Here is a 2,003-nt window from a genome sequence, read left to right as displayed (position 1 = left end):
GGTGGTGGCGGCGCATTACCGCAATCGGCATCTGCTGGAGCCGGGTGAGGTGTTGCAGCGTCCGCAGTTCGTGGACAAGTTCTTCAAGGACCACGCGCCGGGTGAGCTGCGCGGTCGCGACCTGCGTAATCCTGCCGAACGCGACCGTACGCTCAATGAGTTCGTCAACGATTACGTGTTGCCGTGGGCGAATCAGGCGCGGATGGCGGAGGTCATCTACGAGTCGTTCGACGACCGCATCCGCCAGGGTGCTCCGTCGCGTCCCGCGGAGTACACCCTCAATCCCGAGGCGCCTCTGTTCCGTGGGGAGCGCCGCGCCGCCGCCATCGACGCGCTGGAGAACCGGCGCGTCCTCATGGGCATCCGCAGCCGCGTCCGCGCCGGCTTCGAACACCTCGACCTGAACAAGGCGTTCGCGGCCGTGGGCCGGCACGACGCGGCGGCGCGGGCGGCGCTCGGCCGCCTCGACGCGGCGCGCAAGGCCGTGCTGTCCGACTACGCCTTCAAGGTCGGCGACAGCGCGTCCCTCGGCCGGGGGCTCGACGTCTACCGCGGCCACGCGTCCAGCGCCCTGGACGACATCCGCCGGGTCTTCCCGTCCGGCACGCGCCGCCCCGCCGCCATCGAGTCGCTCGTCGCCGGACTGAAGCGGATCGAGCAGGCAGGCACCACCCTGGTCACCGGACAGCGCCTGGCCGACCAGGCCACTCGCGGCGACGCGCCGACCGGCGACCGCCAGGGGCTCACGCAGTGGCACCGCGAGGAGCACGACGGCATCGCCATCCGGACGCTCGACGAGACGGCGGCGCCGGACGGCCTGCTCAACATGGGCCCCCTCACCCGGGGCGAGGGGCACGTCCCCGAGGGTCTCGGCAGCTACCGGCCCGAGGACTGGGCCAGTCGGGCCGACCGCATCCCCGTGCTGCTGTCCACGAGCACGTTCCGTGGGCACACGGCCTTGGAGCAGCGTGAGGGCAGCAGGTTCACCACCAAGCCGCAGGAAGTGCCGTGGCACGACTCCTCGGTCACGTTCTTCGCGTCGCACGGCGCCTCGAACCACGTCGAACTGGTCCTGGGCGACGGGCGGGTCGTCCGTGTGAGCGGCCGGGAACTCGGCCGCTACCTCGCGCGCAACGCGGAGGCGCTGGGCGACGCCGACAAGCCTCTCGTCCTGCTGTCCTGCACGACCGGTGCCTCGCCCGAGCACGGCGGGCTGTCCGTGGCGCAGCACGTCGCCAACGTCACGGGACGCGTCGTCCACGCACCGACCACCCCGTCCGGCACCGTGCGTGACCGCGACGGCGCCCTGCAGCACGTCCTCTTCGCGGACGCCCAGAACCGCCCCGGCACTTGGCGGACCTTCACGCCCGAGCCGCACGGCGACTCGCTCGACGCCCTCGCGCGCGCCGCGGGGCTGCACGAGGGCGAAGGACCGGCCGACCCGTGGACGTCGATGCGGACGCTCCAGTACGTGCGGACCCTGCGCGGCACCTTCGGCACCGGCATCGAGGCGGACACGGCCGCGCACCACGAGGCGCTGCGGTCGCTCGCCGCCCTCGACCGGCTGCGCTGGAACCCGGGCCCCGACGGCTCGTCCGCCCTGCACACCGGCGGCCGTATGACGCCGGAGGTCCTGGACCGCATCACCCGCGACGTGTTCGGCCTGCCCGAGGACACCGCGCCGACCCCGGAGCAGGTGGGGCAGGTCCTGGCGGCGGCCGCCACCGCCCACGCCGGGGATTCGGGTGCCACGGTGTCCGACATCCGCGCCGCAGCCGGCATCGACGAGCCGGACACGGCGCCGGCGACGGCCCCGGCGCGCCAGGACGGCGACGGCGGCCGCCCCGCCGAGCCGCCGCTCGACGACGGCGCCTCGGCCTTCGACCCCCTGCACGACCGGAACGGGACGCAGGGCGACGCAGCGACCGACACCGTGCCGGCCCCGTCCCGTACGGCCTCGGACGAGGTGCGGCCGCCGCACACCGCCACCGACGGGCAGCCTC

Annotated in this window: 1 protein-coding gene; it reads left to right on the top strand. The window is 74.1% G+C overall.

What is annotated here, in order from left to right; genetic code table 11:
• Positions 1 to 49: 49 nt before the first annotated feature.
• Positions 50 to 2,003 (top strand): hypothetical protein (locus L1885_RS27675; protein ID WP_443732432.1); only part of this gene is annotated, 1,954 nt, incomplete at its 3' end.

This window comes from Streptomyces fuscigenes, assembly GCF_021556455.1.
Taxonomy (GTDB): domain Bacteria; phylum Actinomycetota; class Actinomycetes; order Streptomycetales; family Streptomycetaceae; genus Streptomyces; species Streptomyces fuscigenes.
The sequence above is the reverse complement of the archived record's forward strand: the minus strand, read 5'-3'. Positions and strand labels throughout refer to the sequence as shown.